This is a genomic window from Rhizobium sp. SL42 (assembly GCF_021729845.1).
Taxonomy (GTDB): domain Bacteria; phylum Pseudomonadota; class Alphaproteobacteria; order Rhizobiales; family Rhizobiaceae; genus Allorhizobium.
Genome location: NZ_CP063397.1, coordinates 820,057 through 846,532, shown reverse-complemented (window position 1 = coordinate 846,532; position 26,476 = coordinate 820,057). Strand labels below are relative to the sequence as shown.

Sequence of the window (26,476 nt, the reverse complement as noted above, 5' to 3'; positions counted from 1 at the left end):
CAAGAGCGGGCGTTCATTTTGCGGCGTCTTCCCCAGCCGCGACCTCACAGACGGGCCAGAAGTGCCGTGCGCGTATCCTCGTCGACGAAAGCTGACTCGATTGCCGTGCGGGTCATCGCGTTGATCTCGTCATCGGTAAAGCCCATGATCTCGGAGGCGATCCGGTATTCGCGGGCAAGCGAGGTGCGGAAGAACGGCGGATCGTCGGAATTGATGCAGACACGCACCCCGGCATCACGCAGGCGACGCAGCGGGTGGCTCTCGAAATCAGGATAGACATTCAGCGCGATGTTCGAGCCCGGGCAAACCTCGAGCACGACGCCCGTGTCTGCGAGGCGCTGCAGCAGAGCCGGGTCCTCGACCGCACGCACGCCGTGGCCGATGCGCTGCGGCTTTACCAGATCGAGCGCGTCGGTGACGCTGAAAGCGCCGCAAACTTCGCCGGCATGGATGGTCAGGCCGAGGCCCGCATCGCGGGCGATATCAAAGGCGCGTGAATAGTCGGCAACCCGGCCCATGCGCTCTTCGCCCGCCATGTTGAAGCCGGTGACCAGCGAATTGTGGCTGCGGGCGGCATATTCGGCGGCGGCAATCACGCTGTCCGGGCCGAAATGGCGCTCGCCGGTGACAATGATGCGGGCTTCGATGCCGGTTTTTGCCCGCGCCTCGTGGATGCCCCTGGTGATGCCGGCGAGATAGGCGTCGGCGCCGAGGCCGATGCGGTCGCCATGGTCCGGGGAGACGATAATCTCGCTGTAGATCGTGTTGATCGCGGCGAGTTCCAGCAGATAACTTTCGGTCAGAACGGCATAGTCGTCTTCGGTGCGGAAAAGCGCTGCGACCTTGTCATAGGCCTGAATGAATTCGGCGAAATCGGTCCAGGCATAGGTGTCGCCATCCATGAAGCTGGCCGGATCGACCGCATATTTGCGCGCCTGGGCAAGGGCCAGCGCCGGCGGTGCAGCCCCCTCGATATGGCAGTGCACTTCGGCCTTGATCAGATGTGTGGTCACAGAAAACTCCGTCCGTGGCGCCCCGGGGCAATGCCCAGATGCGCGGCAATGGTTTCGCCGATATCGGCATAGGTATTGCGGATGCCGACATTGCGCGACTTGATGCCCGGGCCGAAGGCCATGATCGGCACCCGTTCGCGGGTATGATCGGTACCGCGCCAGGTCGGATCGCATCCGTGGTCGGCGGTCAGCAGCACAAGGTCGCCGGCCTTCAGCTTGCGATGAACCTCCGGCAATCGGCGATCGAACGCTTCAAGTGCTGCGGCATAGCCAGGCACATCGCGGCGATGGCCGTAGAGCATGTCGAAATCGACAAAATTGGTGAAGACGAGATCGCCGTCCTCGGCCTCGTCCATGGCTTTGAGCGTGGCATCCATCAACGCTGCATTGCCATTGGCCTTGATCAGCCGGCTGATACCCTGGTGGGCGAAGATGTCGGCAATCTTGCCGACCGCATGAACCTTGCGGTCTGCCTCGACGAGGCGATCAAGCAACGTCTTTTCAGGCGGCAGCACCGAATAGTCGCGGCGATTGCCGGTGCGTTCGAAGGTCGATGCGGTTTCGCCGATGAAAGGACGGGCAATGACACGGCCGATGTTCAGCGGGTCGAGCAGCTTGCGAACGATCTGGCAAAGCGAGAGCAGGCGCTCGAGACCGAAATGCTTCTCATGCGCCGCGATCTGGAAGACCGAGTCGGACGAGGTGTAGCAGATCGGCTTGCCGGTCCGGATATGCTCCTCGCCGAAGCGTGCAAGGACGTCCGTGCCCGATGCATGGCAATTGCCGAGAATGCCCGGAAGGTTTGCCTCGCGACAGATCGCCTCGACGAGGTCGGCGGGGAAAGCCTCATCGCCTTGCGGAAAATAGCCCCAGTCGAACATGACGGGCGTGCCGGCAATTTCCCAATGTCCGGACGGCGTGTCCTTGCCCTTGGAGACCTCGCTTGCGGCGCCGTGCAGCCCGAAGACCCGCTCGGGCATCGGCATGCCGGCAGGAGCTGTACCGGACGCCATCTTGGCGATGGTGACAAGACCAAGCGCCGACATGTTGGGAAGGCTCAAGGGACCATGGCGCAGGCCCTTGCGATCACCGGCGCCCGCGGCACAGAACTCGGCGATATGACCAAGGGTATCGGACCCGTCGTCGCCATAGCTCAGCGCATCCGGTGCGCCACCCATGCCGAAGGAATCGAGAACAAAAAGAAATGCGCGTGCCATGCCTTATCCGTTGCCGGCAGGGTTATCCTCATGGCTGCCAGCGTTTCCGGACCACCAATAACGACTGGGCCAGAGCTTGGCAAATGGCTGCCGCGATCAGCAATCGGTGCAGGTGATGCCATCGCCGACACGCTGGCGGAAATAGAATTCGCGCGCCAGCGTCAGGTCCCTGATTTCACTGCCGGAGAAGTTCGGCATATACATCAGCAGCTTGTGCGACACGCTGAGTTCGGTGCGAATGAGAAAGGTGTTGGCAACCAGCATGCCGGCAGGCACCGTTGCCACGGAATTGGCCGGATAAGGCGTGACGCCGGACGTCGACCAGGACCAGGCAACCTTTGCCGCCTGGCTGTCATCGATCCGGATCGCGGTAATCTTGACCAGCAGATTGTCTGAAGCATAGGGAACGAAGATTGCCTGGGCGACATTGGTCATGGCCGTGAGATCAGCCTTGGTGACCTTTTCCTGCCGCGCCACAAGATCAGCGACAGTGCTGCTGGCAAGGGAGGTCTTTTTCGCGACGCTGAGGCCCATCGTCAGCTCGAAGGCGCCCAGATACAGCACCAGCAGCATCGGCGCGATCAGTGCGAATTCGACGCCGCCGACCCCGGCCCTGTCGTGGCACAGCTCGCCAAGACGACGCCGCAACGCCCCGGCGGCGGACCGCAATCTCATCGCGATGGTTGGCAACTGGCTCACGGATAATTCTCGTTCTGGAAGGCAGTCGTTGCGACAATGAGAAAGTCGCTCGGCATCGAGCCATCCGCCGGGCGAATGGTGGTGATGTAAGGACGGATAAGATCGGTGATGACCTGCCAACGATAGTAGGCCCGCAGCATGTTGATCGTTGTCGGTCCGCCCGGCGTGAAGGCAAAGGTCGCCGGATTGATATCGGCATGCGCATCTGCCGAGATGCGCGGGATGGTATTCGGGATGGCGGCGAATGTCGCAAAGGTGCGGGCATCGATATAGAGCTTGCTCGGCGTTGCGATTTCCTCGGCCGAACAGTTGATCAGGATGCTGACCTCGTCGCAGAAGGCGGTGCGGAATTCCGACCGATCCATGTCGCTGTCTCGTCCAAGATTGTAGGTGATCTCGCCCGTGCGCAGCTGCCGGCCCAAGGTGTTGACCGCATTGGTGACGAGCTGCTCGGCAGTAAACGCCACGAATGTCTCGATAATCGCAAAGACGATCATGAAATAGGGAATGGACAGGATGGCGAATTCGATGGCGGCGGCACCATCGCGCGACCGGGCGAGTTTCTTCCACAGACGCCAACGCGTCCTGTGGTTCTTGCCATTGGCTCGCAGGTCTTGGTCTTGCGCGATCATCGCCCTCATCCGAATTCGGAAATTCCCCGAAAACTACGGGTCAAATATTGATTTTCCGTTTCCGAAATCTTTACATTTGGCGCAATGGCGATCAGGTCAGCGAAATCAGTGAGGTTCAGTTTGCCGCCGCACCGGTTTGCGCATGTTCCTCGCAATTGGGCGTGCAGGACAGGACCGTGCGCGCGGTCGACCTGAAGACGCGAACTGTGCTCGATTCATCGATCGAGACCAGGATGCGTTCATCGACGATGGCATTGCCGTCAGCATCGAGCAGAACCAGGTTGGTGGTGCCGAAAGCGCGACCGGTCAGTACAATGGTCTGGGAATCGGCCACTGTGGCATCGGCAACTTCCGAATTTCCGACAATCACCTTGCTCACAGGGCGATCCAGTTTCAGGATGCGGGCGCTATTCATATAGACACGCAGGAAGTCCTCGCCGGCCTCGGCCGACTGGCCGATCGGCGCAAACGCGAAACCTGCAGCGAACAGGCCAGCGGCGGCGACAGAAAGACAACGATTGAACATGGGCCTGCCTTGCGTTCCACGTGATGGGAGCTCTGGACCCAGAATGGCCGGTTTTGGTGAACGAAGGGTTAAGTCCATTTTCCGCGCATTGGTGATGTGCCGGTCGCTGACTTTCGAGCCGTGACACAGCGTAAATGCAAAAGGTTCCGGGCAGGCTGGTACCAAAACTGGACATATCTGCCGACTGGTGGACCGGAATATCGCTCAATGCGCTGGAAATTGCGCCAGAAGAGCACACAGCTCGGCGAAAATCTGACAATCAACTCATTGTTATAACAGTGTTTTTTCTCAGAATTCGCGAAATCTCCCGCATTTTAACGGTTGCCGTTCTGATTTGTTTACTACAGTTCATGCAACCGGGTTTTCATCAAACGGTAACCGTCTTTCTTAAGTCGATGGCAAGGGGCTGGCGCTAATTTGCAGTCATCCGAGCAACGGAAAACAGTTGCCGGCAGTGCTGATCAACCCTTGCGGAGCAGGAGAGTAACATGACCAAGATTTTTGCACGTTTCATGAAGGACGAGTCTGGCGCAACCGCAATCGAGTATGGCCTGATCGCCGCTCTGATTTCCGTCGCCCTGATCACCGGCGCCACCACCCTCGGCAACGCCCTGAACAAGCAGTTCGGCCAGGTTGCAGGCGAACTGGACTACGTGACGAAGTAATTCAAGGCGGAAGCCTTTACGCAGGAGCCGCCTCGTCACACGAGGCGGCTCCTGCTGTTTGAGCATGGTACGCTTGTAGAATTTATGTTTGCGAAGTGTTCACAGACTCAATTTAGAATTCCGTCTATTCGGGGAGTTCAGCGATGTATGCGTCCATCATTTTCCTAGTCCCGCCCATCTGTTTGGCTCTGTCTGCGCTGACGGACTTCCTGGAAATGACCGTCCCCAACAGGATCCCGGCCATTCTTCTCGGCGCATTTCTGCTGATTGCGCCATTCAGTGGCCTTTCCCTTGTCGAGTTCGGCTGGCATGTGGCTGCCGCTGCGCTGGTGTTTGCCGTGTGCTTCGGGCTTTTCGCGATAAACGTCATGGGGGGCGGCGACGCCAAACTTTTGACTGCCGCCGCGATCTGGTTCGGCTTCAACACCTCATTGTTCGAATTTCTCGCCTTCACCGGCTATTTCGGCGGCGCGTTGACGGTGATCGTCATCCTGCTGCGCGCCAATTGGGACAAGGTGGCGATCATCGGCGTGAAACTGCCGCAAACCTTGATGACCGCGAAAAAGGTGCCCTACGCGATTGCCATCGGAGCCGCCGGGCTGATGACTTATCCGCAGTCACCTCTGGTGATTGCCGCGATCAAGGGCCTTGGCTGATCGGGGCTGATCGCCGCAAAGAAACTTCCTGTTAACCACAATTGTAAGCGTCTTATTAACTATAAGTACACCAATTCCTGATCAATCTGGTCGGCAGAATCTGTCGTGCCGTCCAAGGATCGATCATGAAGCCCGCTCGTATCATCATCCTCGCAGTTGCCATCGTGGCCGCCGGCATGGCCGGCCTGCTGGCCATGCGTCTCAGCGGGCGGACATCCGTCACCATCCAGCAGGCCGATGCGGTGATCGAGAGAGAACCGACCGTCAACGTGCTCGTGTCGGCGAAGAACCTCCCGGTTGGCGCAAGGCTGGATGAAAGCGCGATGCGCTGGATGGCCTGGCCGGAAGGTAGCGTCGTCGAAGGCTTCATTACCGAAAGCACAAGGCCACAGGCGGTGACCGAGCTGACCGGCGTCGTCGTGCGCTTGCCGCTGTTTGAAGGCGAACCGCTGCGGCGCGAAAAGATCGCCGACTCCTCCTCCCGCATCCTGTCCTCGCTGCTGCCGTCCGGCAAGCGCGCGGTTTCGACGGAAATCTCGGTTGCCACCGGCGCCGGCGGCTTCATCCTGCCGAATGACCGGGTCGACGTGATCATGGTGCGCAAGGGCGATGCAGAGAATTTCCTGACCGAAACGGTGCTGTCGAATGTGCGCGTGCTGGCGGTCGACCAGCAGATCGAAGAACAGCCGGACGGCTCCAAATCCGTGCTGGCAACGACGGCGACACTGGAACTGACGCCAGACCAGACGAAGGTGATGGCGGTTGCGCAGCAGATGGCCGAGCGGTTGTCGCTGGCACTACGCTCGGTTGCCGACGCCCAGGAAGAAGACACCACCGCCGCCGATTATCTGCTGAGCGGAAGCTCCGGCCAGCCGACGATCCAGGTCATCAAATCGGGCGAGGTGGTGAAACCCACCAGCTCAACCGCCGATTCCATGAAGTGAGTGGGGGACACACAATGAAAAACATCCGCGAAAGAATTCGTGTTTCCCTGGCCGGCGGCGTCGCGTTCGCCCTGGCCTTTACCAGCATTCCAAACCATTTCGCGCAATATGCCTTCAAGCTCCCCGCCGCGGAAGCGGCCCAGGAAAGCGTGCTGCGGATCACCGATGCGGGTCCCGGCCGACGCAAAACCGTGAAGCTGGGACTGAACAAGGCGATTGTCATCGACCTGCCGGTCGATGCGCATGACATTCTGGTCGCAGATCCAGTGATGGCGGATGCCGTGACGCGCTCGTCGCGCCGCATCTACCTGTTCGGCAAGATGGTGGGCCAAACCAACATCTTCATCTTCGGTGAAAATGGCGAGGAAATCATCAGCCTCGACATCGAAATCGAGCGCGACATTACCGGTCTTGAAAACAATCTGCGCCGCTTCATTCCCGAATCCGACATCAGTGTCGAGATCGTATCGGACAACATCGTGCTGACAGGCACCGTGCGCACGCCGCAGGATGCGGCCCGTGCAGCCAGCCTTGCCGAAGCCTTCCTCAAGGGCGGTGAAGCGACCACCCGCAACACGACCGCGACAAGCGAAAGCAGCGGCGACGGTGCGGTCGCGATCTACGCGGAAGATCGCCAGGAATCGCAGATCGTCAACCTGTTGACGATCGAGGGCGAGGACCAGGTGACGCTGAAGGTCACTGTCGCCGAGGTCAGCCGGCAGGTGCTCAAGCAGCTCGGCTTCTCCGGCAGCATTTCCGACGGGTCGACCGGCATCAGCTATGCCAATCCGTCCAATCTCGGCAATTCCATCGACCCGACCGGTACGGCCGCCATCACCGCCGGCATCGGCGGCCTGGGGATCACCACCTATATCAATGCCATGGAACAGGCCGGCGTGATGCGCACCCTGGCTGAACCGAGCCTGACGGCGATCTCCGGTGAGCAGGCGAAGTTTTATGTCGGCGGCGAATATCGCCTGGCCGCCGAGCAGGAAATCGACGTCGACAGCGATACGGGACAGTCAACGCTGAGCCGCACGAGCGAGACCGTCGACTACGGTATCGAGCTGAATTTCCGCCCCGTCGTGCTGGCTCCCGGACGGATCAGCCTGAAGATCGAGACGAATGTGTCCGAGCCGACCTGGGAAGGCTCGGTTGTCACCGGCAATACCTCAACTTCCATTCCGGGGTCGACCTATCTGTCGATCCGCAAGCGCGAGGCGTCGACGACTGTCGAGCTTCCCTCCGGCGGCTCGATCGTGATTGCCGGCCTCGTGCAGGACAATATCCGCCAGGCCATGTCGGGCCTGCCTGGCCTCTCCAAGGTGCCGATCCTCGGCACGCTGTTCCGCAGCAAGGACTTCCAGCGTAGTGAGACCGAACTGGTGATCATCGCGACGCCTTATCTGGTGCGGCCGGTGGCGCGCGGTGCGCTGTCTCGGCCTGACGACAACTTCAACCCTGAAAACGATGGCGCGACCTTCTTCCTCAACCGGGTGAACAAGGTCTATGGCCGCCGCGAAACAGCAGGTTCCGCCGGCCAGTATCATGGCGCCGTCGGGTTTATTTACAAGTGAGCGGAGGTTCAGGATCGCAATGACACACACCACGCTGCACGCCAAGGAAAGCCAGCCAGCCATGGCCCCAGATAGCAAGAACCGCAGCCTGTATCGCATCGCGATGACGGCCCTGATGATCGGCACATCCGCCGTGCTTGCCGGATGCGGCACGAACAAGGACAATATGTCGACGGGGGCGATCCCCGATGACTATCGCACCCGCCATCCGATCACGCTGAACGAAGTCGAACATACGCTCGACATTCCGATTGCCTCCGGCGATCGCAGCCTTTCGAACGGGGTGCAGGATTCGATCGGCGGCTTTGCCACGGACTATCTCTCCACCTCGTCGGGCAGCATCCAGATCATGCTGCCGCACGGCTCGGCCAATGCGGGCGCCGCCGCCAACGTTCGCGCGCAGATCCGCAAGGTGCTGACCACGAAGGGCGTGAAAGCGAACCGGATCATCGAGACCTCGTATCAGGCATCCGCCACCGGCGACGCTGCGCCCGTGCGCCTGAGCTATGTCGCGATCACGGCCGTGACCAACCAGTGCGGCGAGTGGCCCGAAGATCTGCAGAACAACACCTTCAGCAACAAGAACTATCACAATTTCGGTTGTGCCACGCAGAGCAACCTTGCCGCCCAGATCGCGAACCCAATGGACCTTGTCACGCCGAGAGCCATGGCGCCGATCGACGCGACGCGGCGCTCGACCGTAATCGGGCTTTACCGAGAAGGCAGTGACACCTCCACGGAATGATGCGGCCTGGTGCCCTCAATGACAGGAAGATAGCATGAGTGCGATCGATTACGAATTCGAGGAAGGACCCGGCGGCAGCCGCGGGTCGGCGGAGCCGGTCGTTTCCGGCGATGTCGAAGCCCTGCGACCGCTGCCTCGCATTTCGGTGCACGCCTTCTGCCTCAGCGACAGCGTGCAGCGGGTGATGGAGCAATGCGCCAATGACCGGCGCATGGCACGGGTCAGCCTGCGCATCACGCATGGCAATATCGCGGCGGCGGCGAACATGTTCGCCTCGACGCCGACACCAAACCTGATCATCCTCGAAACCGAGGCCGCACCGGCTCACCTTCTGGCCGAGCTTGCGCCGCTGGCCGAGGTCTGCGACCCGAGTTCGCGCGTGATCATTGTCGGACGGCACAACGATATCGCGCTCTACCGGGAGCTGATGCGCAGCGGCATTTCCGAATATATCGTCGCGCCGTTCTCGATGGCCGACATCATGAGCGCCATTGCCGGTATCTTCGTCGATCCGGAAGCGGAGCCGCTTGGCAAGAGCATCGCCTTTATCGGCGCAAAGGGCGGTGTCGGCTCCTCGACGATCGCCCACAACTGCGCCTTCGGCATCTCGACCCTGTTTTCGACCGAGACCGTGCTTGCGGATCTCGACCTGCCTTTCGGCACGGCGAATATCGATTTCGACCAGGATCCGGCGCTTGGCATGGCGGAAGCCGTGTTTTCCCCCGAACGCCTTGACGAAGTCTTCCTCGACCGCCTGCTGGCCAATTGCTCGCGCAACCTGTCACTGCTGGCAGCGCCCTCGATGCTGGATCGCGGATACGACTATGAGAGCGGCGCATTCCAGCCTATTCTCGAGCTGTTGCAGCGCAGCGCACCGGTCACCGTTCTCGACCTGCCGCACAGCTGGTCGGACTGGACCCGTTCCGTGCTGTCGGATGCCGACGAGATCGTCATCACCTGCGCGCCGGATCTCGCCAACCTGCGCAACGCCAAGAACATGGTCGACGCACTGAAGAAACTGCGGCCGAACGACAAGGCTCCGCATCTTGTGCTCAACCAGGTGGGCATGCCCAAGCGTCCGGAAATCTCGCCGCAGGACTTTTTCGAACCGCTCGAAATCGAACCGGTGGCGATCATTCCCTTCGATGCAATGCTGTTCGGCACGGCAACCAACAGCGGCCGGATGATTTCGGAGATGGACGCCAAATCGCCAACGGCAGAGACCTTTTCTCAGCTAGCGCATCTGGTGACCGGCAGAGCAACGATCAAGAAGCCGAAGAAGGCGGGTCTCGGCTCGCTCATCGGCAAACTTCGCAAGAAGTAAACCGCAAGACAGGAACGGGTAGAGCTCATGTTTGGCAAACGCGGCGGTGAGGGTTTCGGCAAAGGCGGATCGGGCATTGGCACGATACCGGCGCAGCCCCCGGCTGCCAGTTCGGCAGGACGATCCGCGACAAGCCTGCTGGAGCCCGGCAGCGCGGAGGCCGGCAACCGGCAGCAGGTGAACCCGCCGCCGCTGCAGGCCCCGAGCCGCAAGCGCCCGCCCCGCGCGGAAGACTACTACGATACCAAGAGCCAGGTTTTTTCGGCCCTGATCGATACGATCGACCTGTCGCAGTTGGCCAAACTCGACGGCGAGAGCGCGCGCGAGGAAATTCGCGATATCGTCAACGACATCATCACAATCAAGAATTTCGCGATGTCGATCTCCGAGCAGGAAGAACTGCTCGAAGACATCTGCAACGACGTTCTGGGTTACGGTCCGCTCGAGCCGCTGCTGGCGCGCGACGATATCGCCGATATCATGGTCAACGGCGCCGGCCAGACCTTCATCGAAGTGGGTGGCAAGACGATCGAGTCGGAAATCCGTTTCCGCGACAATTCACAGCTTCTGTCGATCTGCCAGCGCATCGTCAGCCAGGTCGGCCGTCGCGTCGACGAATCGAGCCCGATCTGCGACGCCCGCCTGCCCGACGGATCGCGTGTCAACGTCATCGCGCCGCCGCTGGCGATCGACGGCCCGGCGTTGACCATTCGTAAATTCAAGAAGGACAAGCTCAACCTCGCCCAGCTGGTGAAATTCGGCGCGATCACGCCGGAAGGTGCCGAGGTGCTGCAGATCATCGGGCGTGTCCGCTGCAACGTCGTCATTTCCGGCGGCACCGGCTCCGGCAAGACGACGCTTTTGAACTGCCTTACCGGCTTTATCGACAGCGACGAACGCATCATCACCTGCGAAGACACCGCCGAACTCCAGCTGCAGCAGCCGCATGTGGTTCGGCTCGAAACCCGTCCGCCGAACATCGAAGGCGAAGGCGAGATCACCATGCGCGATCTCGTCAAGAACTGCCTGCGTATGCGCCCCGAACGCATCATCGTCGGCGAAGTGCGCGGACCGGAGGTCTTCGACCTTTTGCAGGCGATGAACACCGGCCACGACGGCTCCATGGGCACGATCCACGCCAATACGCCGCGCGAATGCCTTTCCCGTATGGAATCGATGATCGCCATGGGCGGTTTCACGCTGCCGGCGAAAACCGTGCGCGAGATCATTTCCGGTTCGATCGACGTGATCATCCAGGCCGCCCGACTGCGCGACGGCTCGCGCCGCATTACGCACATCACCGAGGTGATCGGCATGGAAGGCGACGTGATCATCACCCAGGACCTGATGCGCTACGAAATCGAAGGCGAAGATGCGCATGGCAAGATCATCGGCCGACACATGTCGACCGGTATCGGCAAGCCGCATTTTTGGGACCGCGCCCGCTATTACAACGAAGATCGCAGGCTTGCCGCGTCCCTCGACGCCATGGAACAGAAGTCGAAGGGGATTTGATCGCAATGTTCGGTATCGATCCGACCATACTGGCCATCGTCATGCTCGCCGCGATCTCGACCGGCGCGGTGGCCTATGGCCTGCTGTATACCCGTATCGAAACTGACAAGAAGACCGCGACCCGGATCAGCCGGGTGAAGGCTGCCGAAACGGACCTCAACCAGGTGAAGGCGGCGCGCGACCGAGTGCAGGAAATCTCCAAACGGCGAAAGTCCGTGCAGGATTCGCTGAAGGAGCTGGAAAAGAAGCAGGAGAAATCGAAGAAGGCCAAGCAGACCAGCCTGAAGGGCCGGCTGACCCAGGCCAACCTGCCGCTCACGCCTGCGCATTTCTACATGCTGAGCGTCGTGCTCGGGCTCGTGGTGCTGGTCGCCACGTTCCTGATGGGCATGCCGCCGCTGGTCGTCGGCGGAATGAGCTTCGTCGCCATCATTGGCCTGCCCCGCTGGATCCTCGGCTTCCTGATCAAGCGTCGGCAGAAGCAGTTCATCAACGAGTTCCCCAACTCGCTCGACGTGATGACCCGCTCCATTCGCTCCGGCCTGCCGCTCAACGACGCCATCCGGATGATCGCGGCGGATGGGCAGGAACCGGTGAAGACCGAGTTTCGGCGGGTCGTCGATTCGCAGCAGATGGGTCTCAGCGTGCCGGAAGCCTGCGCGCGCATGTACCAGACCATGCAACTGTCCGAGATCAGCTTCTTTGCCATTGTGATCGCCATCCAGGGTCAGGCGGGCGGCAATCTTTCCGAAGCGCTCGCCAACCTGTCGCGCGTGCTGCGCGACCGCAAGAAGATGCGGGCGAAGGTCAGCGCGCTGTCGATGGAAGCCAAGGCCTCTGCGGCGATCATCGGCGCCCTGCCATTCATCGTCGCCTTCCTCGTCTACATGACGTCACCCGCCTATATCATGATCCTTTTCACCGACTCGCGTGGACACATGATCCTCGGCGCATCCGCCGTGTGGATGAGCATCGGACTGCTGGTGATGCGCAACATGATCAACTTCGACATATAGGAGCGGCAAGGCATGACTGAAGACTGGGCCGCCCGCGTTACTGATCCTACCCTGATCATCGCAGTGCTGGTGGCGCTTGCGGTTTTTGCGACCTTGTACACGCTGGTCATGCCGATGCTGGAGCGTGGCGACCTGAACAAGCGGATGCGGGCCGTATCGACCGAGCGCGACCAGATCCGTGCACGCGAACGCGCGCGGCTCAATTCGGATGCCCAGGGGAAAGCCACCCTTCGTGCCAACAACAACCAGTCTGTGCGCCAGCTTGTCGAACGGTTCAACCTGCGCAAGGCGCTGGTTGACGACACGACCATGGACAAGCTCAAGGCAGCCGGCCTTCGCTCGCAAAACGCGCTGAACATCTTCCTTCTGGCGCGGTTCCTGCTGCCGTTCGCAACGCTTGTCGTGACCGCGATCTGGATCTTCGCGCTTGGCAATCTTGCCGACAAGCCTCTACCGGTCAGGCTGTTCGCGACCATCGTCGGCGGCTATATCGGCTTCTATCTGCCGAATATCTATGTTTCCAACCGGATCGGCAAACGTCAGCACTCGATCCGCCGGGCCTGGCCCGACGCACTCGACCTGATGCTGATCTGCGTTGAATCCGGCATTTCGATCGAAGCCGCGATGCGGCGCGTGGCTGACGAAATCGGCGAACAATCGCCGGAACTGGCCGAGGAAATGGTCCTGACGACTGCGGAACTGTCGTTCCTGCCGGATCGCCGGCAAGCGCTGGAAAACCTGGGCACCCGCACGCAGCTCGATGGCGTGAAGAACGTGACGCAGGCGCTGATCCAGGCCGAGCGCTACGGAACGCCGATCGCCCAGGCCTTGCGCGTGCTCGCCCAGGAAGGCCGCGACGAACGCATGAACGAAGCGGAGAAAAAAGCCGCAGCGCTGCCGCCGAAACTCACCGTACCGATGATCCTGTTCTTCCTGCCGGTGCTGATCGCGGTCATTCTCGGACCGGCCGGCATTCAGGTGTCCGACCGTTTCTAAGGCACTACCGCTGAACTGGGATCAGCCGTAGCGCGCCATATGGCAGTTTCGACGCAGTGTGCCAGGCGAAATCGTGACAGCGTACCCTGCGCGTTCCATGGATCGCGTGGCGCTATCGGCCCGGCAGACTGGTCTCAGTGAACGGTATCCTGCTCGTCTTCGAGCAGCTTGAAGGCATCCTGCAGGGCAGCGACCAGAATATTGGTCAGCTCATCGGCCTTGTTTTCCAAGAGCAACAGCTTGATCGCCATGTCCTGCTGTTCGAAATATTGATCCGGTCCCTCAATCATCGCTCATGTCCCCATATCACCGAATCATCTCGGCTGATGATGAACATCAACAAGGTGGCTTGCGCAGGGCTTTCAGTCACGACAATTTTAATAAATGACGACAAATCGTCCGGTGGCCGTGTTTGCCACCGTCACCGCCGCGCCAAAGCTGGAAGAGAACGCGCCAGCGAGCTTGTTTGCAGGTCGAAACGATATGTTCGATGCCCTGCGTGACCGTGGCTGGCATGCTCCCCGGTCCGGGAAACTCAGGCGGGCTGTACGAACAATGCCGAGACGAGCAAAGCCTAGACGAGCACGGCCTGTTCGACGCGATCCTGCGAGCCGAAAAACTTCAGGTAGCGTTCGACCTCGGCGGGATCACCCGTCGCCTTGCGCGGGTTGTCAGAGAGCTTGACGGCGGGACGGCCATTGGCTTCCGCGACCTTGCAGACAATCGAAATCGGCTTCAGTCCGGCAATCTCCTGCGGCGCGCAGCCGGCAAAATCATTGGTGAGATTGGTGCCCCAACCGAAGCTCATACGCACGCGGCCGGCGAAATGGCGATAGGTGTCGATGATCGCGTCGACATCGAGGCCATCCGAGAAGATCAGCAGCTTCTTGCGCGGATCACGCCCCATCTTCTTCCACCAATCGATGATCTTTTCGCCGCCTTCGATCGGCGGGGCACTGTCCGGGCGGAAGCCGGTCCAGTCGGCCACCCATTCCGGCGCATCGCGCAGGAAGGAAGCCGTGCCGAAGGCGTCGGGCAGAACGATCAGAAGATTGCCGCCATAGAGCTGGTTCCAGTCCTTCAGGACCTGATAGGGGGCGGCGGCCAGCTGTTGATCGGTATTGGCCAGCGCCGCCACCACCATCGGCAGTTCATGGGCGTTGGTGCCCACGGCTTCCAGATCGGAATCCATTGCCAGGAGCACATTGCTGGTGCCGGTGAAGGCTGGGCCGATGCCTTCCTTCAGGGCGTCGACACACCAGCGCTGCCAGAGGAAACTGTGTCGGCGGCGGGTACCGAAATCGGAGATGCGCAAGCCCGGAAGCTCGCCGAGGCGCTCAACCTTGGCCCACATCTTGGCCTTGGCACGAGCATAGAGCACGTCGAGGGTAAAATAGCCGAGCGAGCGCATGGCAGCGCGACTGCGCAATTCGTTGATGATGGCGAGCGCCGGGATTTCCCATAGCGTCGTCTCCATCCATGAACCATGGAAGGTCAGTTCGTATTGGCCGTCGCGCTTGTGCAACTCGTATTCGGGCAGTTGCAGATTGCCGAGCCAGGCGAGAAATTCCGGCTCGAAGATCTGGGCGCGTCCATAGAAGGTGTTGCCGGCCAGCCAGATCATTTCCTTCTTGGTCAGGCGCAGCGAGCGCACATGATCCAGCTGCTCGCGCAATTCCTGCTCGTCAATTTCATCGGCCAGCCGAACAGATGTTGTGCGGTTGATCAGCGTAAAGGTCGCATTGACCTTGGGATAGAGCTTCCAGATCATCTGAAGCATGAGCAATTTGTAGAAATCGGTGTCGATCAGGCTGCGAATGATCGGATCAAGCTTCCAGGCGTGGTTAAATACCCTGGTCGCGATATCAGTCTTCGTCATGGAAGCCACTGCCCTGTTCACCGCGAGCCTGCAGCCGCGACTGAACGGCCGAAAATCGCTTCGACCGTTTCCGTCTCATGTTATCGGCAAACTATGTCGGAATGTCCAGACAACGACACCCCTCCTGCTGCCGATTACTGAGTGGGCGTCTGGCTGGCCGGCGGCGCCGTTTCCGTCTGAGCCGGATTGGGGCGGGTTTCCGTTTCGATCGAGTTGCCCCACCATTCGGCAGGCACCCAAACCAGCATGGCGAGGATCAGTCCGCCGAGCAGCACGATCAGGACCGGACGGCCACGATTGCCCTGGCGCGCTTCCGTTGCGCTCAGGGTTTCCGGCTGGAGGCCACGGGTGCGGCGATCAGTATCGCCTGGCAGATCGGTTCGGCTGCTCATGATCATTCTCCGTTGACGTTCTGGCGCCGCGCTTGCGGCGCACGGCATGGACCAGAGTAACGGCGGGAATGTCAGTAAGGTTCCGAAGCGGTGTGCCCGGTGGCTCAATACCCCGTTACGCGGTCGACCACGTTTTGCAGCGGCAAACCTGCTTCAAAACGGGCAATCTGGCTGTCGACATGACGGAAAAGCGCACTGACTTCCGAAGATGCGGCGGCGTGAGGGGTGACGAAGACATTGTCCATGTCCCAGAGCGGGCTGTCGCCGGACAAGGGCTCCTGCTCGAACACATCGAGAGAGGCGGCCTTCAACGTTCCGTCCTCAAGGCAGGCGACAAGATCCGCTTCGACCTGGCTGCCGCCTCGGCCTGCGTTCAGAAACACCGGTCCGCCGAGGACGCCATCACGATTGAGCTTCGAAAAAAGCGAACGATCATAGATGCCCCGGGTCTCGGGGGTCAGCGGCAGCAGGCCGACCAGAATGTCGGTACGCCTGAGAAAGGCGTCCAGACCTCCAGCGTCATAGGTCTCGATACCGGAAATCTGCTTTGGCCGGCGCGACCAGCCGATGACATTGAAGCCCATCACCTTGAGCTTTGCGACGGCATCCTGGCCAAGCACGCCCAGCCCCATAACACCCACGGTTACATCGCATGCTTCGGGTTGGTCGGCGAGCTCGTGCCAGTGATGGTCGCGCTGCTGCCGCGCATAGGTCAACGTCTGGCGAAGATGGCTCAGGCACTGCAGCACGACCCATTCGCTCATGCGATCCGTGAGGCTGCGGTCGACGAAACGGACAATGGGGAGGTCCGGCAGATCATAGGAACTCAGGATGTGATCGACGCCCGCACCACCGGAGAAGATGGCCTTCAGGCCGCTGGCCTTGTCAAAAAGAGACGGATCAGGCTTCCAGACGACGGCATAGGCAGCAGCGCTCAGATCGCGACCGGCATTGGCCGGATCGGCCATATCGATGACCTCTCGATCAGCAAAGGCATTGCGCAATGCCTTGACGACACTTTCGCGCTGGAATTTCAGATCGATGATGACGGGGGACCTGGAAGAAACGGGGCTCTTGGAAGACATGCAATTCCCACTACTGGCGGATACCGCCGATTTCGACGGCTTCTAGATTGAAGGCAGCGGCCATCAGGGCCTTGGTGTAATCGGCCCTGGGGGCGGCGAAGACTTCGGCGGCAGGACCTTTTTCGACGACCTTGCCGGCGCGCATGACAATGATCTCATTGGCCAGCGCCTTCACCACCCGCAGATCGTGGCTGATGAAGAGATAGGCAAGATCATGTTTCCTCTGCAGGTCGCGCAGGAGATCGACGACCTGGGCCTGAACCGTCATGTCGAGCGCCGATGTCGGCTCGTCAAGCATGACGAAACGCGGCTTGAGCACCATGGCGCGGGCAATTGCGATGCGCTGACGCTGACCGCCGGAGAATTCGTGCGGGTAGCGCCAACGGGTGGCCGGATCGAGCCCAACCTCATCGAGCGCCCAGCACACGCGTGCATCCCGCTCATCGGCCGACAGGGCTTTTTCATGCACCTTGAGGCCCTCGGCAATGATCTCGCCCACCGACATGCGCGGGCTGAGCGAACCGAACGGATCCTGAAAGACGACCTGGAGGCGATCCCTGAACGGCCGCATCTCACGATAGGAGAAGCCATCGATGTCGTGGCCGATGAAACTGATCCGCCCCTTGGAGGAGATCAGGCGGGCCAAAGCCAGTCCGAGCGTCGTCTTGCCCGAGCCCGATTCGCCGACGACGCCGAGAGTCTGGCCGGCACGCAGGGTGAGATCGATGCCATCGACAGCTTTGACATGATCGACCGTCTTGCGCAGGAAGCCCGACTTGATCGGGAACCAGACGCGGATGTCGTCGCCCTGCATGATCACCGGCTTTTCGGCATCCGATGTCGGTGGTTCGCCGCGCGGTTCCGAGCCCAGGAGCTTTTTCGTGTAGTCGTGCTGCGGGCGCTCGAAGATCTCCTCGACCGGGCCGGTCTCGACGATCCGTCCTTTGGTCATGACGCAGACACGATCGGCGAACTTGCGCACGATGCCGAGATCATGGGTGATGAACAGCATGGACATGCCATGCTCGGCCTTCAGCCGACCGAGCAATTCGAGAATCTGGGCCTGCACGGTAACATCGAGCGCCGTCGTCGGCTCATCGGCAATCAGCAGCTTTGGCCGGTTGGCGAGTGCCATGGCGATCATGACACGCTGGCGCTGCCCCCCTGACAATTCGTGCGGGAAGGCGCTCAGGCGTTTTTCCGGCTCGCGGATACCGACCTGGTTGAGCAGTTCCAGGATCCGTGTACGCGCCGCCTTGCCGGTCATGGCCTGGTGCAGCTCGAGGATCTCACCGATCTGCCGCTCGATCGTGTGCAGCGGATTGAGCGACGTCATCGGCTCCTGGAAGATCATGGTAATGTCGTTGCCGCGCACCGACCTGAGATCCGCAGCCGAAGCGCCCATCAGATCGCGACCCTCGAACAGGATCGATCCCGACGGATGGCTCGCGGACGGATAGGGCAGCAGCTTGAGGATCGAGGCGGCAGACACCGATTTGCCAGAGCCAGATTCGCCGACAAGCGCCACGACTTCGCCCTTGCCGATATCGAAGGAGATATGGTCAACAGCCAGGCTCTGTTGACCACCCTGATGGAAAGCCACGGAGAGATCGCGAACGGAGAGAAGGGGATCGGTCATGCGGACAGGCTTTCGATCAGGGATGTAAGGGATGCTGCGTTCAGACGGCAGACTTCGAAAGGGGGAACCGCTTCCTCTGTTGAATTGTCGAAGGTAGGCGAGATACCTCGATCCTCGGTCAAAAAATGCGTCGTTGCGACAGCGAGAGCTGAAGCGATATGGATGGCATCGGGAAGCTTCAGGCCGTTCCGGCGCGCCCGCAATTGTGCTGCCATATCCAGAATGTTGCTCGATACTGGAACGATCTGCAGCCACGGCAGACCCGAGCCCCAAATCCTGTAGACTTCAACGAGCCTCTTGTCGCCGTTGCGCAGGGGCTTCACCAAGAGTTCCGAGACTGTCAAAGCGCTGGTCGCCAAGGTCGCGCTCGGTCGAGATGATGCCTTCCCGGTCAAGTTTCGCAACAATTCACGTAAGGCACCCTCACCTTCGACGAGCAAGATCGCGGCATTCGTGTCGAGATAGATTTGGTGCCGGTGCGGCATCAGTCGTCCCATTCGTCACGAAGTTCCCGGATCCGCGCCACGGCCTCGGCGGGTGTGACGCGGCGGTCGTCTTGACTACGATAGGCCTCTACCTCCGTCATGAACTCGGCAAAGCTGATTACGGCGGGGCTCGGCGATCGATTTTCGATCTCCACCACGACGCGCACGGTGCTGCCGTCGGTCAATCCCTCTCGAAGGTCGGCGGGCAAATTCTCAACGGGATAATGCTCTCTGACGATCTTGTTCATCGCATCGCGCTCCTGATCGGACCTGCGATCATCATGCCACAGAAGAGGGGATCTGACGAACGTGAACTCATCGGAACGTCTTCCTCGGATCGAAGGCGTCGCGCACAGCCTCGCCGACGAAAATCAGCAGCGACAGCATAATCGACATTGTGAAGAAGGCTGTCAGCCCGAGCCAGGGCGCCTGGAGGTTGCGCTTGCCCTGGGCAATCAGCTCCCCGAGGGAAGGCGAACCGGGCGGCATGCCGAAACCGAGGAAATCGAGCGAGGTCAGCGTGGTGATCGACCCGGACAGGATGAAGGGCAGAAAGGTCAGGGTCGCAACCATGGCATTGGGCAACAGGTGGCGAAACATGATGGTCCAGTTGCCGACGCCAAGCGCGCGGGCGGCGTTCACGTATTCGAAATTGCGCGCCCGCAAAAACTCGGCCCGGACGATACCGACGAAGCCGACCCACGAAAACAGCAGCATGATGCCGAGCAGGACGAAGAAGCCGGGTGGCAAGATGGCTGCGATGATCAGCAAGATATAGAGCACCGGCATCGACGACCAGATCTCGATAAAGCGTTGCATCAACAGGTCGGTCCAGCCGCCGAAATAACCCTGCACGGCGCCGGCGGTGACGCCGATCATGGCGGACGCAATCGTCAGCGCCAGGCCGAACAAGATCGAGATGCGGAAACCATAGATCATGCGGGCCGTGACGTCGCGCGCCTGATCATCGGTGCCGAGCCAGTTCATGTTGCCGAGAATGCAATTCGGGTCTTCGGCCTTCAGCGGATAGGCCGCGCAACGGGTTTCCTTGTCCATCAGCCAGAAGGGTGGCGTCGGGGCCGAATGGGGGATCTCGGAATTGACCGTGCGATAGGAATAGCGGATCGGCGGCCAGAGCATCCAGCCATTGGCATTGATCTCATCGGCAATGAAGGGCGAGCGATAGTCGGTGACGGCAAGGAAACCGCCGAATTTCTCCTCGGGATAGTCGACCAACACCGGGAACAGGATCTCGCCCTTGTAGGAGGCGACGATCGGCCGGTCGTTGGCGATCAGTTCGGCGAACAGGCTGAACAGGAAGAGGATCATGAAGATCCAGAAGGACCAGTATCCGCGGCGATTGGCCTTGAAGTTTTCCAGACGCCGGCGACTGGTCGGCGACAGAAGCGGTTTGCGCGGTTGCGCAGGGACAGTGTTTTCGCCTTCGAGGGTGGACATCAGATATCCCTCCGGTCGAAATCGATGCGGGGATCGATCCAGGTATAGATCAGGTCGGAGATCAGGCCGACGACGAGGCCCATCAGCGAGAAGATGTAGAGCGTGGCAAAGACGATCGGATAGTCGCGATTGACCACCGCGAGATAACCGAGACGACCGAGGCCATCGAGCGAGAAGATGTTTTCGATCAGCAGCGATCCGGTGAAGAATGCCGAGATGAAGGCGGCCGGAATGCCGGCAATGACGATCAGCATGGCGTTGCGGAAGACATGGCCGTAGAGCACCTGGCGCTCCCCCAGCCCCTTGGCGCGAGCGGTGACGACATATTGCTTCTTGATCTCGTCGATGAAGGAATTCTTGGTCAACAGCGTCGTCGTGGCAAAGGCCGACAGAAGCAGAGCGACCAAGGGCAGCGTCAGATGCCAGAAGTAGTCGAGGATCTTCTGCCACCAGCTGAGTTCGGAGAAATTGTCCGAGGTCAGGCCGCGCAAGGGGAACCAGTCGAAAAACGATCCGCCGGCAAAGACGACGATCAGCAGGATGCCGAACAGGAAGCTGGGAACCGCATAGCCGATCACGATCACGCCCGAGGTCCAGACGTCGAATGCCGAGCCGTCCTGAACAGCCTTCCTGATGCCGAGCGGAATTGAAATCGCGTAGGAGATCAGCAGGACCCAGACGCCGAGCGAGATCGAGACAGGCATCTTCTCGATGATCAGATCAATGACCGAGGTGTTGCGGAAAAAGCTTTCGCCGAAATCGAAGCGGATATAGTTCCACATCATTTCGAGGAAACGCTCGAGCGGCGGCTTGTCGAAGCCGAACTGCTTCTCGAGCTTGGCAATCAATTCCGGGTCGAGACCCTGGGCGCCACGATAGCGCGCGCCACCTTCGTCAGCCCCCATCTGCTGGTTCAGCATGTCGCCGCCACCGGACAACCTGGCATCGGCGCTGTCGCCCTGGCCGCTGAGCTGAGCAATCACCTGCTCCACCGGGCCACCGGGGGCAAACTGGATGACGGCGAAGGAGATGCCCATGATGCCGATGATCGTCGGGATCATCAGCAGAAGCCGGCGGAAAATATAGGCTGTCATGGAATGCGCCTCATCGCGGCTCGTGCGCCGCTGCCAAACCACAGTCCCTGTCTGTCAGCCAACCCGCCGGCCCTCCTGCAAAAGCGATTCGTCCATTTCATCCTTGATAACCAGCTTCGACGCACAAGTCCCGCTGATTAACATCATGGCGTCTTCGACCACCAGATCGAGGGAAAGCCGATGCCATAGGCCGGCAATTCGGCATGGTCGAACTTGTCCCAATAGGCGATGCGGGAGGAACGCAGCGTGTAGCTTGGCACGGTGTAGTGGCCGGCCAGCAGCAGGCGATCGAGCGCCTTGACCGTCGGGATGAGGGTTTCGCGATCCTTTGCGAATATGATCTGGTTGATGAGCTTGTCGATAGCGGGGTCGGAAATGCCCGCATAGTTGCGCGACCCCTGCTGATCAACGGACTTGGAACCCCAATAGTCCCGTTGCTCATTGCCCGGATTGAGGCTCTGGGCCCAGCCAAGGTAAATCATGTCATAGTCGAAGCTGCGGACCCGGTTAGCATACTGGGCCGCATCGACCGTGCGGACTGTCGCCTGGACACCGATTTTTTTCAAATTGTCGGCGAAGGGAATGGCTACCCGCTCGATGGTCGGGCCGTTGAGCAGGATTTCGAACTGCAGCGGCGCACCGGTCGAGGCCAGGACCATCTTGCCATTGCGCAATTCGTAGCCGGCTTCCTTCAGCAGCGCCAGCGCCTGGCGCAGATTGTCTCGAAGCTTTGCGCCATCGCCGCCCACCGGGTTCTTGTATTCCTGCGTCAGGACTTCCGGCGCAACATCACTGCCCAGACCCTTGAGGATTTCCAGTTCCTTGCCCTCGGGCAAACCACTGGAGGCCAGTTCCGAACCATGGAAGTAGCTGTCGATCCGCTTGTACTGATCGAAGAAGATCGTCCGGTTCAATTCCTCGAAATCGAATGCGTAGTTCAAGGCCTTCCGGACACGGGCGTCCTTGAACATTTCACGACGCATGTTGGGAACAAAGCCGACGAGGACGCCCGAGGTCTTGTATTCGTTGTCGAGAACCTGTCGCTTGACCCTGCCATCCGCGACAGCGGGAAAATCATAAGACCGCGCCCAGCGCATGGCCGAATTTTCGGACCAGAAATCGACGCTGCCGGAGCGGAAGGCTTCAAACTCGACGTCCAGATCGGCGAAATAGGTATAGGTCTGGCTCTCGAAGTTGTTGTAGCCGATATTGACGTTGAGATCCTTGCCCCAATAGTCGTCGCGGAGTTCGTAGCGGATCTTGGCACCCGGGGTAAACGAGGCAATCCGATAGGGTCCCGACCCCAGGATCGGTTCAAGGGTCGTTTTGGAAATGTCGCGTGGCTTTCCATCCGGGCCGTTGGCGGTCCACCAGTGCTTCGGGACAATATCCAGTTCGCCGACAATCACCGGCAATTCACGATTGTTTTTTTCGTCGAAAGTAAAGGTGACCTCACGCTCGCCGGTCTTTTCCGCCTTCACGACATGGCTGTAATAGGTCGAATAGAGCGGATTGAATTCCTTGAACTTTTCAAAGCTGAAAATGACATCTTCGGGTGTTACCGGTACGCCATCGGCCCATTTGGCCTCAGGCCGCAGGCGAAACGCGGCATAGGAATAGTCGTCCGGATAGGAGACGGCTTCGGCCAGCAGGCCATAAACCGCATCGACCTCGTCCATGGAGGGTTTCAGCAGTGTTTCAGTGACCAGCGACAGCCGCGGCGCAAGGCCTGCGGCCAGTTCGCCCTTGTCGAGAACCGGATTGAAGCTATCGAAGGTTCCGGATGCTGAGAGGTTGATGTTTCCCGCCTTCGGCGCATCGGGGTTCACATAGGAAAACCGTTCGAAATCCTTGGGGTACTTTGGCGCCTCGATGACGGCGAGCGCGTGACGCCATTCCGGTTCCTGTGCCCGAACGCCCAAAGCCGGGCTGCAGAGCAATAGTCCGAGAATCGATGCCGCAATCCGCCTTGCCAGTGCCATCAGCCAACCCCTTTTTGTTTTTGCCTGGCTGCAGAATAGGGCAAATGACGGCAAAATACAGACGGCTGACACAGAAGTGAGCGGGTGAACATTCGCAGATTCACCAAAATTACCTTTCAGGATAGAATTCGATGAATCATTCGGGCTCGCGATCCCGGATGCCGTGATGAACGAGGATGGATGACGATGAAATCGGTGAAACGCTCCGGCAGGTTTGCCAAGACCCTGATGCTTTTGGCAGCACTCGGCGCCGCAGCACCCGAGGCAATCGCCGCCGACGGCCCACCGGCCAAGGAATTGTTCGGCGCGATGAAACTGCCGGCACGGGCGGAACCGACGGCTTATGGATTCTATTCCAAGGGTTGCCTGGCCGGCGGCGTGGCCATTCCAACCGACGGACCGACCTGGCAGGCGATGCGGCTGTCACGCAACCGGCGCTGGGGCCACCCGCAGATGATCGCGACGCTGGAGCAACTGTCGCAGGACGCAGCACGCTACGACAACTGGCCGGGTCTGCTTCTCGGCGACATTTCGCAGCCGCGCGGCGGACCGATGCTCACCGGCCATGCCTCGCACCAGATCGGGCTCGACGCCGATATCTGGCTGACGCCGATGCCCTCGCGCACGCTGACTGCCAGCGAGAGGGAAAACATCTCGGCCACGACGATGCTGAAATCGAAGGCTTTCCTGACCGTGGACCCGAAGGTCTGGACGCCGGCGCATGCGGCCGTGATCATGCGGGCAGCCAGCTATCCGCAGGTCGAGCGCATCTTCGTCAACCCGGCAATCAAGAAGAAGCTGTGCGAAACCTGGACCGGCGACCGCAGCGACCTTGGCAAGGTTCGGCCCTATTACGGCCACGACTACCATTTCCATGTGCGGATCAAATGCCCGGCGGATTCCGTCGGCTGCAAGTCGCAGGATCCGATCGGTCGCGGCGACGGTTGCGACAAGTCGCTGGCCTGGTGGTTTACTGATGAACCATGGGCGCCGCCGAAAAAGGATCCGAACGCCAAGCCGGCTCCCAAACCCAAGCCGATGCAGCTGTCGGCCTTGCCAAAGGCCTGCGCGATGATCCTTGGCGCACCGTCGCCGGACAGCGAACTCGAGGCCACATATCGCGGCAGTGGCGGGATGCCGGCGACCGCCTCGGCTTTTGCAGCAGCACCGAGTGCGCCTGTTGCGGATGGAACGGCGATGTTTGCATTGCCCGCACTGGTTCCCGTCCCACTGCCCCGCCCAGCGGATCAGTGAGAGCAAAGCGGCTTGCAGGCGGTGGCTTTTCAAGCTGCTCGACCTGGGCTACAGGGTTTAAGTCAAATCGATTTAAAAGAGCCGCAGATCCTCGCCATGACCCGCGCAAAATGCATCGCCCTGATTGCCCATGACCAGAAGAAAGACGACATGGCGGAGTTCGCCCGGCGTCACCAGGCTCGCCTCAGCGGCTGGCGGATCGTTGCGACCGGCACGACCGGCGGCCGGGTGAAGGATGCCTGTCCGGATCTCGATGTCACGCCGCTGAAAAGCGGCCCGCTGGGCGGCGACCAGCAGATCGGCGCCTTGATCGCGACCGGCGAAGTGGATGTTCTGGTGTTTTTCGTCGATCCGCTGACATCGATGCCGCATGATGTCGACGTGAAGGCATTGATGCGGCTTGCCACGGTTTACGATATTCCCATGGCGCTCAACCTTGCGACTGCCGAAATCCTGATGACCACGCCGGTCGCCTGAAACAATCGCTTCACGCGGCTCGAAACGGATAGACCATGGCCCAGACACCCAGCGAAGACCAACTCAGCTTCCCGATCCTGATCGGTGATATCGGCGGCACCAATGCGCGTTTTTCCATCCTGGTCGATAGCAGCGGAGAAACCGTGCCGTTCCCGAATGTGGTGAACAAGGATTTCTCAACGATCGACGATGCAATCCGGCAGAGCGTCCTGGCAAAGACCACGCACAAGCCGCGCACGCTGATCATCGCCATGGCCGGGCCAATCGATGGCGACGAGGTGCCGTTGACCAACTATCCCTGGGTTGTGAAGCCGAAGGCGCTGATGGCGGAACTGGGCTTCGAATCCGTGCTGCTGCTCAATGATTTCGAGGCACAAGCCCTGGCGGCAGCGACGCTGGAGCCGCAATACCGGCACGCGCTGGGACCCGTCACCGACGCGCCGATCTCTTCTCGTGTCGTACTCGGCCCCGGCACCGGTCTCGGCGTTGCCGGCCTGGTGCATGCCCGCGACACCTGGTTCCCGGTTCCCGGCGAAGGTGGTCATGTGGATGTCGGCCCGCGCACTGCACGCGATCAACAGATCTGGCCCTTCCTGACGCCGGTCAAGGATCCGACCGCAACACTCGGCCGCATTTCGGCCGAGGAGCTGCTCTCCGGCCGCGGCCTGATGAACATCTATCAGGCGCTCTGCCATGCCGAGGGCGACGCCGCGCCGCGCTATGGCGAGCCTGCCGAGATCTCCCTTGCCGGGCTTGATGGTTCCGATCCGCTGGCGGCCGAAGCGCTCAGTCTTTTTGCCACCTATCTCGGCCGGGTTGCCGGCGATCTGGCGCTGATCTTCATGGCGCGCGGCGGGGTTTTCCTTGCCGGCGGCATTTCGCCGAAGATCCTGCCGGCGCTGGAAAAGCCGGAATTTCGCGCGGCCTTCGAGGACAAGGCACCGCATTCGGCGCTGATGAAGAGCATTCCGACGTTCGTGGTCACCCATCCGCAGGCCGCACTGTCGGGCCTTGCTGCCTATGCCTGCAATCCCGGTGGCTTCGGGCTTGCCACCGAAGGACGGCACTGGCACCGGTGATCCGACGCATTTGTGCCCAAAAATGGGCAGCTATGGCCAAACGCGGCGCGACTGGCTATAGAGCGGCGGTGTCCAGAAGGGCGCATTGAGCGAAATCGCACGGGAAGTCTTTTCTTGGACGCCAGCG

Annotated in this window: 28 protein-coding genes; 13 read left to right on the top strand and 15 right to left on the bottom strand. The window is 60.4% G+C overall.

Annotated features, from left to right (window positions below; translation table 11 throughout):
- Positions 1–44: 44 nt before the first annotated feature.
- The 5 genes from IM739_RS03830 to IM739_RS03810 all read right to left on the bottom strand — a co-directional run bounded on the left by IM739_RS03830 (position 45) and on the right by IM739_RS03810 (position 4,087).
- Positions 45–1,013, bottom strand: a complete 969-nt coding sequence (locus tag IM739_RS03830) for an adenosine deaminase (protein WP_237369904.1) — start codon at positions 1,011–1,013, stop codon at positions 45–47.
- Complete coding sequence (locus tag IM739_RS03825) at positions 1,010–2,230, bottom strand: phosphopentomutase (protein WP_237369903.1); 1,221 nt, start codon at positions 2,228–2,230, stop codon at positions 1,010–1,012. The genes IM739_RS03830 and IM739_RS03825 overlap by 4 nt, the downstream gene beginning before the upstream one ends.
- Positions 2,231–2,326: 96 nt before the next feature.
- Positions 2,327–2,929, bottom strand: coding sequence for a TadE/TadG family type IV pilus assembly protein (locus IM739_RS03820; protein WP_237369902.1), 603 nt, complete (start codon positions 2,927–2,929; stop codon positions 2,327–2,329).
- Positions 2,926–3,561 carry a TadE/TadG family type IV pilus assembly protein gene (locus IM739_RS03815; protein WP_237369901.1) on the bottom strand — a complete coding sequence of 212 codons (636 nt, stop codon included), beginning with the start codon at positions 3,559–3,561 and terminating at the stop codon, positions 2,926–2,928. The genes IM739_RS03820 and IM739_RS03815 overlap by 4 nt, the downstream gene beginning before the upstream one ends.
- Before the next feature lie 115 nt (positions 3,562–3,676).
- Positions 3,677–4,087 carry a pilus assembly protein N-terminal domain-containing protein gene (locus tag IM739_RS03810; protein ID WP_237369900.1) on the bottom strand — a complete coding sequence of 137 codons (411 nt, stop codon included), beginning with the start codon at positions 4,085–4,087 and terminating at the stop codon, positions 3,677–3,679.
- A 134-nt stretch (positions 4,088–4,221) separates the two neighbouring features.
- Between IM739_RS03810 and IM739_RS03805 the strand changes: the two genes are divergently transcribed.
- The 10 genes from IM739_RS03805 (at position 4,222) to IM739_RS03760 (ending at position 13,525) form a co-directional block, all read left to right on the top strand.
- Positions 4,222–4,503, top strand: coding sequence for a hypothetical protein (locus IM739_RS03805; RefSeq protein ID WP_237369899.1), 282 nt, complete (start codon positions 4,222–4,224; stop codon positions 4,501–4,503).
- A 72-nt stretch (positions 4,504–4,575) separates the two neighbouring features.
- Positions 4,576–4,752 (top strand): Flp family type IVb pilin, encoded by a 177-nt coding sequence (locus IM739_RS03800; protein ID WP_237369898.1) that lies wholly within the window; start codon positions 4,576–4,578, stop codon positions 4,750–4,752.
- Between the two features lie 143 nt (positions 4,753–4,895).
- Positions 4,896–5,408 carry an A24 family peptidase gene (locus IM739_RS03795; RefSeq protein ID WP_237369897.1) on the top strand — a complete coding sequence of 171 codons (513 nt, stop codon included), beginning with the start codon at positions 4,896–4,898 and terminating at the stop codon, positions 5,406–5,408.
- 125 nt (positions 5,409–5,533) lie between these two features.
- Positions 5,534–6,352 carry a Flp pilus assembly protein CpaB gene (gene cpaB / locus IM739_RS03790; protein ID WP_237369896.1) on the top strand — a complete coding sequence of 273 codons (819 nt, stop codon included), beginning with the start codon at positions 5,534–5,536 and terminating at the stop codon, positions 6,350–6,352.
- Between the two features lie 14 nt (positions 6,353–6,366).
- Positions 6,367–7,929: a type II and III secretion system protein family protein gene (locus IM739_RS03785; protein WP_237369895.1), complete on the top strand. Its 1,563-nt coding sequence runs from the start codon at positions 6,367–6,369 to the stop codon at positions 7,927–7,929.
- 19 nt (positions 7,930–7,948) lie between these two features.
- Positions 7,949–8,674, top strand: a complete 726-nt coding sequence (locus tag IM739_RS03780) for a CpaD family pilus assembly protein (RefSeq protein WP_237369894.1) — start codon at positions 7,949–7,951, stop codon at positions 8,672–8,674.
- A 34-nt stretch (positions 8,675–8,708) separates the two neighbouring features.
- Complete coding sequence (locus tag IM739_RS03775) at positions 8,709–9,998, top strand: AAA family ATPase (RefSeq protein WP_237369893.1); 1,290 nt, start codon at positions 8,709–8,711, stop codon at positions 9,996–9,998.
- A 27-nt stretch (positions 9,999–10,025) separates the two neighbouring features.
- The gene (locus IM739_RS03770) at positions 10,026–11,513 is read left to right on the top strand and encodes a CpaF family protein (RefSeq protein WP_237369892.1); all 1,488 of its coding nucleotides are present in this window, start codon (positions 10,026–10,028) and stop codon (positions 11,511–11,513) included.
- A gap of 5 nt (positions 11,514–11,518) precedes the next feature.
- Positions 11,519–12,529, top strand: coding sequence for a type II secretion system F family protein (locus tag IM739_RS03765; RefSeq protein ID WP_237369891.1), 1,011 nt, complete (start codon positions 11,519–11,521; stop codon positions 12,527–12,529).
- Positions 12,530–12,541: 12 nt separating this feature from the next.
- Positions 12,542–13,525, top strand: coding sequence for a type II secretion system F family protein (locus IM739_RS03760; protein WP_237369890.1), 984 nt, complete (start codon positions 12,542–12,544; stop codon positions 13,523–13,525).
- Positions 13,526–13,659: 134 nt separating this feature from the next.
- On the opposite strand, the gene IM739_RS03755 is transcribed toward IM739_RS03760, so the two are convergent.
- The 10 genes from IM739_RS03755 to IM739_RS03710 all read right to left on the bottom strand — a co-directional run bounded on the left by IM739_RS03755 (position 13,660) and on the right by IM739_RS03710 (position 23,539).
- On the bottom strand, positions 13,660–13,815 hold the full coding sequence (locus IM739_RS03755) for a hypothetical protein (RefSeq protein ID WP_237369889.1): 156 nt from the start codon (positions 13,813–13,815) through the stop codon (positions 13,660–13,662).
- A gap of 284 nt (positions 13,816–14,099) precedes the next feature.
- Positions 14,100–15,404, bottom strand: coding sequence for a nicotinate phosphoribosyltransferase (gene pncB, locus IM739_RS03750; protein ID WP_237369888.1), 1,305 nt, complete (start codon positions 15,402–15,404; stop codon positions 14,100–14,102).
- Between the two features lie 134 nt (positions 15,405–15,538).
- Positions 15,539–15,796 (bottom strand): hypothetical protein, encoded by a 258-nt coding sequence (locus IM739_RS03745; protein WP_237369887.1) that lies wholly within the window; start codon positions 15,794–15,796, stop codon positions 15,539–15,541.
- A gap of 104 nt (positions 15,797–15,900) precedes the next feature.
- Positions 15,901–16,881, bottom strand: coding sequence for a 2-hydroxyacid dehydrogenase (locus IM739_RS03740; RefSeq protein ID WP_237369886.1), 981 nt, complete (start codon positions 16,879–16,881; stop codon positions 15,901–15,903).
- A gap of 10 nt (positions 16,882–16,891) precedes the next feature.
- Positions 16,892–18,520, bottom strand: coding sequence for an ABC transporter ATP-binding protein (locus tag IM739_RS03735; RefSeq protein WP_237369885.1), 1,629 nt, complete (start codon positions 18,518–18,520; stop codon positions 16,892–16,894).
- The gene (locus tag IM739_RS03730; protein WP_272911338.1) at positions 18,517–19,005 is read right to left on the bottom strand and encodes a type II toxin-antitoxin system VapC family toxin; all 489 of its coding nucleotides are present in this window, start codon (positions 19,003–19,005) and stop codon (positions 18,517–18,519) included. The genes IM739_RS03735 and IM739_RS03730 overlap by 4 nt, the downstream gene beginning before the upstream one ends.
- Positions 19,005–19,253 (bottom strand): hypothetical protein, encoded by a 249-nt coding sequence (locus IM739_RS03725; protein WP_237369883.1) that lies wholly within the window; start codon positions 19,251–19,253, stop codon positions 19,005–19,007. Before IM739_RS03725 ends, IM739_RS03730 begins: the two co-directional genes overlap by 1 nt.
- Positions 19,254–19,320: 67 nt before the next feature.
- Positions 19,321–20,463 (bottom strand): ABC transporter permease, encoded by a 1,143-nt coding sequence (locus IM739_RS03720; protein WP_237369882.1) that lies wholly within the window; start codon positions 20,461–20,463, stop codon positions 19,321–19,323.
- Positions 20,463–21,557, bottom strand: a complete 1,095-nt coding sequence (locus tag IM739_RS03715) for a microcin C ABC transporter permease YejB (RefSeq protein WP_237369881.1) — start codon at positions 21,555–21,557, stop codon at positions 20,463–20,465. Before IM739_RS03715 ends, IM739_RS03720 begins: the two co-directional genes overlap by 1 nt.
- 143 nt (positions 21,558–21,700) lie before the next feature.
- Positions 21,701–23,539 carry an extracellular solute-binding protein gene (locus IM739_RS03710; protein ID WP_237369880.1) on the bottom strand — a complete coding sequence of 613 codons (1,839 nt, stop codon included), beginning with the start codon at positions 23,537–23,539 and terminating at the stop codon, positions 21,701–21,703.
- Between the two features lie 186 nt (positions 23,540–23,725).
- Here IM739_RS03710 and mepA point away from each other — a divergent pair, with 186 nt between their 5' ends.
- The 3 genes from mepA to IM739_RS03695 all read left to right on the top strand — a co-directional run bounded on the left by mepA (position 23,726) and on the right by IM739_RS03695 (position 26,349).
- Positions 23,726–24,793 carry a penicillin-insensitive murein endopeptidase gene (mepA, locus tag IM739_RS03705; RefSeq protein ID WP_442981087.1) on the top strand — a complete coding sequence of 356 codons (1,068 nt, stop codon included), beginning with the start codon at positions 23,726–23,728 and terminating at the stop codon, positions 24,791–24,793.
- A 96-nt stretch (positions 24,794–24,889) separates the two neighbouring features.
- Positions 24,890–25,270, top strand: a complete 381-nt coding sequence (locus IM739_RS03700) for a methylglyoxal synthase (protein ID WP_007600427.1) — start codon at positions 24,890–24,892, stop codon at positions 25,268–25,270.
- A gap of 35 nt (positions 25,271–25,305) precedes the next feature.
- Positions 25,306–26,349 carry a glucokinase gene (locus tag IM739_RS03695; RefSeq protein WP_237369879.1) on the top strand — a complete coding sequence of 348 codons (1,044 nt, stop codon included), beginning with the start codon at positions 25,306–25,308 and terminating at the stop codon, positions 26,347–26,349.
- Positions 26,350–26,476: the final 127 nt, after the last annotated feature.

Bases quoted from the DNA above. Each gene is read 5' to 3' on its own strand.
- IM739_RS03805 (WP_237369899.1), top strand. From the start codon at position 4,222: ATGCAAAAGGTTCCGGGCAGGCTGGTACCAAAACTGGACATATCTGCC.
- IM739_RS03710 (WP_237369880.1), bottom strand. From the start codon at position 23,539: ATGGCACTGGCAAGGCGGATTGCGGCATCGATTCTCGGACTATTGCTC.
- IM739_RS03715 (WP_237369881.1), bottom strand. From the start codon at position 21,557: ATGACAGCCTATATTTTCCGCCGGCTTCTGCTGATGATCCCGACGATC.
- mepA (WP_442981087.1), top strand. From the start codon at position 23,726: ATGAAATCGGTGAAACGCTCCGGCAGGTTTGCCAAGACCCTGATGCTT.
- IM739_RS03815 (WP_237369901.1), bottom strand. From the start codon at position 3,561: ATGATCGCGCAAGACCAAGACCTGCGAGCCAATGGCAAGAACCACAGG.
- IM739_RS03700 (WP_007600427.1), top strand. From the start codon at position 24,890: ATGACCCGCGCAAAATGCATCGCCCTGATTGCCCATGACCAGAAGAAA.
- IM739_RS03725 (WP_237369883.1), bottom strand. From the start codon at position 19,253: ATGAACAAGATCGTCAGAGAGCATTATCCCGTTGAGAATTTGCCCGCC.
- IM739_RS03735 (WP_237369885.1), bottom strand. From the start codon at position 18,520: ATGACCGATCCCCTTCTCTCCGTTCGCGATCTCTCCGTGGCTTTCCAT.
- IM739_RS03695 (WP_237369879.1), top strand. From the start codon at position 25,306: ATGGCCCAGACACCCAGCGAAGACCAACTCAGCTTCCCGATCCTGATC.
- IM739_RS03760 (WP_237369890.1), top strand. From the start codon at position 12,542: ATGACTGAAGACTGGGCCGCCCGCGTTACTGATCCTACCCTGATCATC.
- IM739_RS03770 (WP_237369892.1), top strand. From the start codon at position 10,026: ATGTTTGGCAAACGCGGCGGTGAGGGTTTCGGCAAAGGCGGATCGGGC.
- IM739_RS03730 (WP_272911338.1), bottom strand. From the start codon at position 19,005: ATGCCGCACCGGCACCAAATCTATCTCGACACGAATGCCGCGATCTTG.
- pncB (WP_237369888.1), bottom strand. From the start codon at position 15,404: ATGACGAAGACTGATATCGCGACCAGGGTATTTAACCACGCCTGGAAG.
- IM739_RS03825 (WP_237369903.1), bottom strand. From the start codon at position 2,230: ATGGCACGCGCATTTCTTTTTGTTCTCGATTCCTTCGGCATGGGTGGC.
- IM739_RS03720 (WP_237369882.1), bottom strand. From the start codon at position 20,463: ATGTCCACCCTCGAAGGCGAAAACACTGTCCCTGCGCAACCGCGCAAA.
- IM739_RS03795 (WP_237369897.1), top strand. From the start codon at position 4,896: ATGTATGCGTCCATCATTTTCCTAGTCCCGCCCATCTGTTTGGCTCTG.
- IM739_RS03765 (WP_237369891.1), top strand. From the start codon at position 11,519: ATGTTCGGTATCGATCCGACCATACTGGCCATCGTCATGCTCGCCGCG.
- IM739_RS03800 (WP_237369898.1), top strand. From the start codon at position 4,576: ATGACCAAGATTTTTGCACGTTTCATGAAGGACGAGTCTGGCGCAACC.
- IM739_RS03780 (WP_237369894.1), top strand. From the start codon at position 7,949: ATGACACACACCACGCTGCACGCCAAGGAAAGCCAGCCAGCCATGGCC.
- IM739_RS03740 (WP_237369886.1), bottom strand. From the start codon at position 16,881: ATGTCTTCCAAGAGCCCCGTTTCTTCCAGGTCCCCCGTCATCATCGAT.
- IM739_RS03775 (WP_237369893.1), top strand. From the start codon at position 8,709: ATGAGTGCGATCGATTACGAATTCGAGGAAGGACCCGGCGGCAGCCGC.
- IM739_RS03755 (WP_237369889.1), bottom strand. From the start codon at position 13,815: ATGATTGAGGGACCGGATCAATATTTCGAACAGCAGGACATGGCGATC.
- cpaB (WP_237369896.1), top strand. From the start codon at position 5,534: ATGAAGCCCGCTCGTATCATCATCCTCGCAGTTGCCATCGTGGCCGCC.
- IM739_RS03810 (WP_237369900.1), bottom strand. From the start codon at position 4,087: ATGTTCAATCGTTGTCTTTCTGTCGCCGCCGCTGGCCTGTTCGCTGCA.
- IM739_RS03785 (WP_237369895.1), top strand. From the start codon at position 6,367: ATGAAAAACATCCGCGAAAGAATTCGTGTTTCCCTGGCCGGCGGCGTC.
- IM739_RS03745 (WP_237369887.1), bottom strand. From the start codon at position 15,796: ATGAGCAGCCGAACCGATCTGCCAGGCGATACTGATCGCCGCACCCGT.